Annotated in this window: 10 protein-coding genes; 1 reads left to right on the top strand and 9 read right to left on the bottom strand. The window is 70.3% G+C overall.

Annotation, left to right across the window (positions count from 1 at the left end; translation table 11 throughout):
* Positions 1-14: 14 nt before the first annotated feature.
* The 7 genes from ACFW2Y_RS33395 to ACFW2Y_RS33365 form a co-directional block, all read right to left on the bottom strand.
* The gene (locus ACFW2Y_RS33395) at positions 15-956 is read right to left on the bottom strand and encodes an S-methyl-5'-thioadenosine phosphorylase (protein ID WP_384886759.1); all 942 of its coding nucleotides are present in this window, start codon (positions 954-956) and stop codon (positions 15-17) included.
* The gene (gene mtnC / locus ACFW2Y_RS33390; protein ID WP_384886756.1) at positions 949-1,731 is read right to left on the bottom strand and encodes an acireductone synthase; all 783 of its coding nucleotides are present in this window, start codon (positions 1,729-1,731) and stop codon (positions 949-951) included. The genes ACFW2Y_RS33395 and mtnC overlap by 8 nt, the downstream gene beginning before the upstream one ends.
* On the bottom strand, positions 1,731-2,306 hold the full coding sequence (locus ACFW2Y_RS33385; RefSeq protein WP_384886753.1) for an acireductone dioxygenase: 576 nt from the start codon (positions 2,304-2,306) through the stop codon (positions 1,731-1,733). Before ACFW2Y_RS33385 ends, mtnC begins: the two co-directional genes overlap by 1 nt.
* 24 nt (positions 2,307-2,330) lie before the next feature.
* The gene (gene mtnB, locus ACFW2Y_RS33380; protein WP_384886750.1) at positions 2,331-2,993 is read right to left on the bottom strand and encodes a methylthioribulose 1-phosphate dehydratase; all 663 of its coding nucleotides are present in this window, start codon (positions 2,991-2,993) and stop codon (positions 2,331-2,333) included.
* Positions 2,990-4,009, bottom strand: coding sequence for an S-methyl-5-thioribose-1-phosphate isomerase (gene mtnA, locus ACFW2Y_RS33375; RefSeq protein ID WP_384886761.1), 1,020 nt, complete (start codon positions 4,007-4,009; stop codon positions 2,990-2,992). The genes mtnB and mtnA overlap by 4 nt, the downstream gene beginning before the upstream one ends.
* Before the next feature lie 43 nt (positions 4,010-4,052).
* The gene (locus ACFW2Y_RS33370; protein ID WP_384886747.1) at positions 4,053-5,315 is read right to left on the bottom strand and encodes an ATP-grasp domain-containing protein; all 1,263 of its coding nucleotides are present in this window, start codon (positions 5,313-5,315) and stop codon (positions 4,053-4,055) included.
* Positions 5,316-5,899: 584 nt separating this feature from the next.
* A complete protein-coding gene (locus ACFW2Y_RS33365) occupies positions 5,900-6,208 on the bottom strand; it encodes an ArsR/SmtB family transcription factor (RefSeq protein WP_384886744.1) in 309 nt (102 codons plus the stop codon).
* Between the two features lie 89 nt (positions 6,209-6,297).
* On the opposite strand from ACFW2Y_RS33365, the gene ACFW2Y_RS33360 reads away from it, so the two are divergent.
* A complete protein-coding gene (locus ACFW2Y_RS33360) occupies positions 6,298-6,711 on the top strand; it encodes an arsenate reductase ArsC (protein WP_384886741.1) in 414 nt (137 codons plus the stop codon).
* Between the two features lie 10 nt (positions 6,712-6,721).
* Here the strand turns inward: ACFW2Y_RS33360 and ACFW2Y_RS33355 are convergent, their stop codons facing one another.
* Both ACFW2Y_RS33355 and ACFW2Y_RS33350 read right to left on the bottom strand, forming a co-directional pair.
* Positions 6,722-7,102, bottom strand: a complete 381-nt coding sequence (locus ACFW2Y_RS33355) for an ArsR/SmtB family transcription factor (protein WP_384886738.1) — start codon at positions 7,100-7,102, stop codon at positions 6,722-6,724.
* Between the two features lie 310 nt (positions 7,103-7,412).
* Complete coding sequence (locus tag ACFW2Y_RS33350) at positions 7,413-7,748, bottom strand: ArsR/SmtB family transcription factor (protein WP_384886735.1); 336 nt, start codon at positions 7,746-7,748, stop codon at positions 7,413-7,415.
* Between the last annotated feature and the right edge of the window lie 215 nt (positions 7,749-7,963).

The following is a 7,963-nucleotide window of genomic DNA, read 5'->3' as shown; positions in this document are numbered from 1 at the left end:
CGCCACGACCGCGCTCACCCGCCTCGAAGCCCTCGAAGGCGACCCCGCGAACGGCGAAGCCCGCTCGATGCTCCTCGACCTCTCCGACGCCCTCCGCCTCGCGGCCGGACCCCCGGAGGACGACCCCGGGGAGGACGGATGCTCGCAGCCCGGCCGCTCTCCCCCACGCAGAGCCGTTCGATCGCGCACGCCCGCTCGCGGTCCAGGACCTGGACGGTCTTCAGGACCAGGCCCTTCAGGTGTTCCACGTTTGCCGCGAACACGCGGAACACCTCGTCCTGCGAGACGCCTTCTCCGTGCTCCACGCCGGCGTCGTAGTCGGTGACCAGGGCCATGGAGGTGTAGCAGAGGGCGAGTTCACGGGCGAGTACGGCTTCGGGGTGCCCGGTCATGTTGATCAGGGACCAACCTGCTGCGGCATACCACTGGGACTCGGCCCTGGTGGAGAACCGGGGTCCTTCGACGACCACCATCACTCCCCCGTCGTGGACGCCGACGCCCGTCTCCCCCGCGGCCTTGAGCACGGCCGCGCGGCCGGACGCGCAGTACGGGTCGGCGAACGGTACGTGGGCGGCGCCGTGCTCGTAGTACGTCTGGACGCGGCCGGCAGTCCGGTCGACGAGCTGATCGGGGACGGCGATGCTTCCAGGACCGAGGGAACCGCGCAGTGAGCCGACGGCGCAGGGCGCGAGGACCTGCCGCACCCCCAGCGAACGCAACGCCCACATGTTGGCGCGGTAGTTGATGCGGTGTGGGGGGAGTTCGTGGTGGCTGCCGTGCCGGGGCAGGAAGGCCACCCTGCGGTCGCCCACGATGCCGATGGACACCGCGTCGGAGGGTGCGCCGTAGGGGGTGGTGACCTCGACGCGCCGTACCGACTCCAGGAGTTCGTAGAAGCCGCTCCCGCCGATGACCGCGACGTCGGCCTTCGGCTCCGTGCCGGACGGATCACTCATCGCTCGGGTCCTCCTGCGTGTGCGCGGCGACCGGCGCCGTCGATCTCCCCGGGCCGGGTCGGGAAAGGAGTGGGGTGAGAGAGGCGACGGCCTCGTGACCGGTCACTGCCGCACGTTCGTCATCGGGGCGGCGCACGGCCACCGTCTGCCAGCCGGCCTCGCCCGCGGCGTCGAGCTCGGCACCGACGTCACTGACGAACAGCAGGTCGACGGGGGCGTGCCCCAGGTCCGCCGCGATCGCACGGTAGGAGTCGACGTCCGCCTTGGGGCCGGCCGTCGTCAGGTCGAAGTAGCCGTCGAGCAGCGGGCGGAGGTCGCCGTGGGCAGTGTGGCCGAACCAGTCCCGTTGGGCGGCCACGGAGCCGGAGGAGTAGATGAAGCGGCCCGTGCCCCGGGACTTCCAGTGCTCCAGTGCGGGCGGCACGTCCGGGTACACGTGGCCGTGCAACTCGCCCGCCGCGTAGCCGCCGGCCCAGATCAGTCCCTGCAGCGTCTTCAGCGCCGCCGCCTTCACATCGGCATCGGCCCACTGCTCCAGGAGCGCCAGGGCACTCGCCTCGTCCTGGGGTGCCCCGGTGTGGGCGGTGACCGCGTCGAGGATGTGCCGCCAGGGTGCGGTGCCGCGGTGAGCGGCGAGCCAGGGAGCCAAGCGCTCGCGCGCGTAGGGGAAGAGGACGTCACGTACGTGGCTGAGGGAGCCGGTGGTTCCCTCGATGTCGAGGACGACGGCCCGCGGCCCGTTCTCGGGGTCTCGCGCCCGTCGGCTGCCCGGCATCATCCTTCCCGCAGCAGCGCGTCGAGGCGGGGGAAGCCTTCGGCGACGGGCTCCCGGGTGAAGTCGCCCACCCAACCGTCCTCCTTCTCGAAGAACCGGATGGCGCAGAAGTCCGGTACGGGTCCCATGTCGAACCAGTGCCGGGTGCCGGCCGGGACCGACAGCAGGTCACCGGCCTCGCACACCACGGCGTACACGCGGTCGTCCAGGTGCAGGTAGAAGCAGCCGGTGCCCTGGGCGAAGAACCGGACCTCGTCCTCGGCGTGGCGGTGCTCGTCGAGGAAGGTCGACCGGGCCTCGGCCGCGCGCTCCTGCCATTCCGCTCCTTCCTCGGGGTGCAGACGGGCGACATCGACGAGGCGCAGCCCTCGGTCGGCGCACAGTTCGTCGACCTCGACGCGGTAGGCGCCGAGCAGTTCCTCGGACGAGGTCTGTGGTGTCACCCGTGCGCGTAGCGGCCAGCGGGTGAAGGAGACCGACCGCTCCCGCAGGGCTCGTGCGATGGTCTCCTCGTCCTGCGTGCGGAGCAGCACGGTGTCCGGTGCGTCGTCCGGCATGATCTGCAGCAAGGTCATGGTGTGGTCCTGTCGTCGGGTTCTTCAGGCACGGGAGACGTGCAGCTCGGACTGGGAGATCACGAGCAGCTGGCAGAGCGACTCAAGGCATTCGAGCCGGTTCTTCGCCTGCCCCAGGGAGTCGCCCCACGTGGTGATGCCGTGATCGGCCAGGAGCAGGCCGGGCGGGCCTTCCCGGTAGGTCGCGAGATGGCCGGCGACGTCGTCGGCGATGCGGTCGACCCCGGGCCAGTTGGGGAACACCGGCAGGTCCGTGAAGGTCGGGTCCTTCAGCCCCAGTCCCTTGAGCAGCTCGAAGCGGTCCACTCGTACCGAGGAGACGGCGTCCAGGGCGGCGGCGCGGTGAGCGACGACGGTGGCGTACGGGGAGTGGACGTGAATGACGGCGCGGGCCCCGGTGACGCGGTAGACCGCTGCGTGGATGGAGGTCTCCGCCGAGGGGCGGTTTTGGCCGGGATGGGACGCCCGGCCCGTGCGGGCGTCGACCTCCACCACGTCCCGGGCGGTCAGTTCGCCTTTGTCCCGGCCACTTGCCGTGATCAGCGCCCGGCCGGGATCGTCGGGCAGTCGCACGGAGACGTTGCCGGACGTGCCCGGCATCCATCCGCGCTCGTACAGGGTGCGGGAGACGTCGGCCAACTGCTGGGCGGTCCGTTTGCCTGCGACGGTGGACGGCACGTAACTCATGCCCTTGCCCCGGATGCGTGGTGGACACCGTGCTCGGAGACGATGGCGGTGATCAGGGAGGCCGGGGTGACGTCGAAGGCGGGGTTGTACGCGCGCGTGCCGGGTGGCGTGGTGCGGACCTCTCCGTAGGAGGTCACCTCGTCCGGGTCACGTTCCTCGATGACGATGTCCCGGCCGTCGACGAGGGACCTGTCCCACGACGACTCGGGGGCCACGACGATGAAGGGGACGCCGTGGTGGGCAGCGGCGATCGCCAGTCCGTAGGTGCCGATCTTGTTGGCCACGTCCCCGCGCGCGGTGATCCGGTCGGCTCCGACGAGGACGCAGTCGACGAGCCCCCGGCCCATGGCCGCGGCGGCCGCGCTGTCGACGCACACGCGGTGCGGCACGCCGGCCTCTGCCAGTTCCCAGGCCGTCAGTCGGGCGCCCTGCAGGAGTGGCCGGGTCTCGTCGACGAGGACCTCGGTGACCTTTCCGGCGTCGGCGAGGGCGAGGACCGTGCCGAGGGCGGTGCCCACGGCCGCGGTCGCGAGCCGGCCGGTGTTGCAGTGGGTCAGGAACCGCAGGGGTCGCTGCGGGCAGCGGTCCAGTACGGCCTGGACCGCGTGGGCGACCATCTGTCGGTTGACCGCCCGGTCCTCGTCGATCATGGTGGTGGCCTCGGCCAGCACCGCTTCCGGGCCGTCGGGGAGCCTCCCGAGGGCCCGGTCGACGGCCCGTGCCAGGTTGACGGCCGTCGGACGGGCTGCGGCGAGCCGCTGGGCGTCGGCGCGCACGGCCTCCTGTCCGCCGCCGGTGATGCCCGGCGAGCAGTGGGCGTGTGCCGAGAGCGCGACGCCCAGGGCGCCCGCGAGTCCGATGGAGGGGGCGCCCCGTACCGCGAGCGTCGTGATGGCGGTGATGACGTCGTCCACGGTGTCCAGGCGCAGGCGTCGCTTCTCGTGGGGCAGCGCACGCTGGTCGAGGGTGACGATCGCGTTGTCGTCCCAACACAATGACGGCTGGTCGAAGGGCATGCTCACGGGTGGCGGCTCCTTGGGGCCTGAGAGGTGGAACCGGTCAATCGGTCAGCGGACGCGACCGCAGTTCGACCAGGGCGGGCGCGGCCTCCACGTCAGCGGTCACCTGCTCGGGGTCCTCGCCGACGGCGATGACGTAGCCGTACCGGTTCATGTACGCCCGGGGCGGAAGTGCCAGCCGGGTGCCGGGGCCGGCCGTCGCGACCGCGCTGTGCACCGTAGGGCCGAAGAGGTCGGCGCGGACGCTCACCTCGATCGCCTCGCAGTCGGCCTCCGGGTAGAGGAACCTGATGGCTGCTGTCCTCTGCGCCTTCGGCGCGGTGTCGGGGGTGAGCCCCGCGGCCACGTGGGCGGCTGCGACTGCCGGGTCGGTGCCGGTGGCGAGCATCCCGATGAGGGGGATGAAGTCGCCGCCGAGGCGCGCGTTGATCTCGACGAGACGGGGGCCCTTGGGGGTGAGCTTGAACTCGGTGTGCGTGGAGCCGTGTTCGAAGCCGAGCGCCTTGTGGATGCGGTGCAGTTGGTCCAGGAGTTCGGCATCCTGGAGGAGGGGGTCAGCGGCGTCGACGACGTGGCCGGTCTCTTCGAAGTACGGTTCCATGCCGGTCTGCTTGCGCGCCACGACCATCGGGGTGCACACGCCGTCGACGACGACCGCGTCGATGCTGATTTCGGGACCGGTGAGGTACTCCTCGACCAGGACGTCGGCCTCGTAGCGGGGGACTCCGGGCCAGTTGGCGGAGCTGGCCGCCTCGAAGGCCGCCTCGACGGCATCACCGTGGTCGGCCCGGACGACACCGAGGCTGCCGGCGAGTCCACGAGCCTTGACCACCACGGGATAGCCCGTCGCGTCGGCCGCACGGCGCGCCTCGGCCGCCGTGGAGACCGGGGTGCAGGCCGGCTGCGGCACGTCGGCGGCCGCCAGGCGTGCCCGGGTGGTCGCCTTGTCCCGGCAGGAGAGCACCGCGTCGGGCGCGCTTCCGGGCAGGCCGAGGGCTTCGGCGAGGCGGGCGGCGGCGTGCACGAGGGACTCGTCGTAGGTGAAGACACCTGCGACGGGCAGCCGTTGCATGACCTTCTTCGCCTCGGCGAGGAGTTCGTCGAGGTCCTTGGGGTCGAGGAGCGAGGTCCCCTCCACGTACGGCAGTTGCCAGCTCGGCTCGTGGGCGTCGAGGAGCCACAGACGGAAGTGGCGTGAGACGGCTGCCACGATGTACTCCCGGTAGCGGCGGTCACCGCTGCCCATGAGGAGCAGGACCGGTGCCTCGGTCGTGGGCGAGTGCGGGTGGGGCGTGGCGACCATGGCGGGAACCTTTGCGTCGACGTGTGGTCGGGGCCTGGGCCGGCCGATGGAGCGGGGCAGGCCCAGATCGGCAACGGCACTGTCGGCCGACGGCCGGAACCCTGCCAGCATTAAGCGATGTATGTCAATAGATCGATGAATGACCGAAGGGCCATCCCTCTCCGGGCGTCACCGCCACACGGCGCCCCTGCCCCGGTTCGCCCACCTCTGAGGGGGCTTGCGAAAGCCGTCGAGGCTACTCCGCTTTGCCATTCGCGCAGATGGAGCCTGTAAGGATCAAAGGAGCCCGCATGCCTTGCGACTCCTGCGAATTCCGTCGCCAGGACTGCGAGAAGACATCTGGATCGTACGATGCATGGCGAAATTCGATCGGTGGCCATCGATGATTCAGATGTGACGGATGGCTCCGGGTTCAACCTGCCCGACGCGGTCGCCGGCACGGTCGGACCACCTGCACCGGGGTCGCCAGAGAGATGGGGAGGGAGTAACGTTCGTGCACGGATCGCGACCCGCAGCCCGCGGGGGCGCGGGCGGGTGGACAGCAGGATGACGCGGGCGCCCCGAAGGAGAAATCGCCCGGACTTTCAACCGCAGGGCCGTCGAGGCACGGGGGCTTCGCGTGCTCCGTCGGCCAGAGCGCCGAAGAGCACGGCCAGATCGGCCAGCACCTGGGGGCACAGCCGGTAGTAGGTGAAGCGTCCGCAGGGCTCGGTCTCCACGACACCGGCTTCCCGGAGGACCCGGAGATGGTTCGACAGGTTCGTCTGCCGCGCGCCCGTCTCCTCGACGAGATGAGTCGTACACAGCGACTCACGGGCAAGCAGGCACACGACGCGAAGCCTCAGAGGGTCGGCCAGAGCCCTCAGCAGTTCCGCGTTCACCGACGTCAGCATGGTCTGATCGTGACACACCGAGCACGACCGGCGTCAACTGCCGGATCTTTTCAACGCCTTTGTATCAAAGCCTACTTGAGGAGACATGGGTGGCCCGAATGCCCTCCGTCCTGTTCGTCTGCATTCACAACGCCGGTCGATCACAGATGGCCGCCGCATGGCTTCGTCACTTGGCCGGCGACCGGATCGAGGTCCGTTCGGCAGGCTCCGCGCCGGCCTCGGCGGTGAACTCGGCGGCGGTCGAAGCGATGCGCGAAGTCGGCATCGACATGTCCGCGGAGGTCCCCAAGATCCTCACCTCGGAAGCCGTCAGCGTGTCGGACGTGTGCGTCACGATGGGCTGTGGGGACACGTGCGAGGTCTTCCCCGGCAAGCGCTACCTCGACTGGAAGCTCGACGACCCCGCCGGGCAAGGGGTGGAGGCGGTGCGCCTCATCCGCGACGCCATCAGGGACCTCGTCGAGGATCTCATCGCAGAGATGGACGCGGCGTCGGCAGGTTGAACCGGAGCGGTCAGGGCCGCGAGCAGTCGGTGCTCCGGGGGAAGGCGTGCTGCCTGAGCTCCTGAAGGACGTCCCAACGGATCGAGAACCATGCCCAGGTTCCCCGCTGTTCACGGCTCAGCAGCCCTGCCGTGGTGAGGATCTTCAGGTGACGGCTCACCGTGGGCTGCGCCAGGACGAGCGACTCGGTCAGGTCGCAGACGCAGAGCTCTCCGGTCGGCGACTGGTCGATGAGGTGGATGATCTGAAGGCGGGTCTGGTCGGCCATCGCCTTCAACCGCGTTGTCAGCAACTCGACTTCGCCGCGGTCGATCAGCAGACCCGAGGGACACGGAACACAGCGCTCCGCGCTCACGTCCTCAATCGGTATACCCGTCACAGGAATTGCCATTCTGACACCATACGAGCCGACAAGATCCGACGGCGAATCCGAGGATCGATATCCGTCGGGCGTTCACCCTTCGTTCACCCGTGCCGCCTCGGCCCGGAAGGACCACGGTGGCCCGCGCGGCTTCGCGTGCGGGACGGCCGACGAGGGCGGCCGAGGCGGGTCCGGTCGCCGCACCCGAGCAGGTGGAGCCGGAGCGCTCCGAGAGCCCCTGTTCCCCGGTCGGAACGCGTCCACGCGGACCACGGATCCCGAGCGGGGTGAACGCGGACGGATACCGGCGAGTGCGGCACGGCAGCGGCCTCGGGGGGCTTCAGCAGGATTCCGGTTCCCGGCAGGAGTGGGCCGGGGCGCCGATGAGGATGTCGGCGGCGCTGGGGAACTCGGTGATGCAGCGGGGGTTGACGGCGTACCGGATGCTGGCACCGGCACGGCGTCTGGTCAGGAAGCGGACGGTGTGGAGGATCTTCAGGTGGTGCGAGACGGTCGACTGGTTGAGTCGAAGATGGGCGACGATCTCGCCCGCCGGCACGGGCCCCGGTCGGCTGCTCAGGAACCGCATGATGCGGATGCGCGTGGGGTCGGCCAGGGCTCGGAACCAGCGGGCGTATTCCTCGACGGTCTCCCGGTCGAGCGACGTTTCGGACATGGGAATCCTTAGCGGACCACGAGGATCGCCGCCGTCGGGCCGTCCTCAGCGAGGGGCGGACCGGCCGTGTCATCAGGAGCGCGGTCGTCCGACCACGTTCACGGGCGAGGGGGCAGCCGGCGGGGTGACCACGGCCTCCCGGGCGGTGGCCGTGCGGTGCCGCGTCCCCCTGACGTCCACCGAGGACACGAAGTCCACGGGGACGTCGTTGCCCC

Source organism: Streptomyces sp. NPDC058877, assembly GCF_042742855.1.
GTDB lineage: Bacteria > Actinomycetota > Actinomycetes > Streptomycetales > Streptomycetaceae > Streptomyces.
The sequence above is the reverse complement of the archived record's forward strand: the minus strand, read 5'-3'. Positions and strand labels throughout refer to the sequence as shown.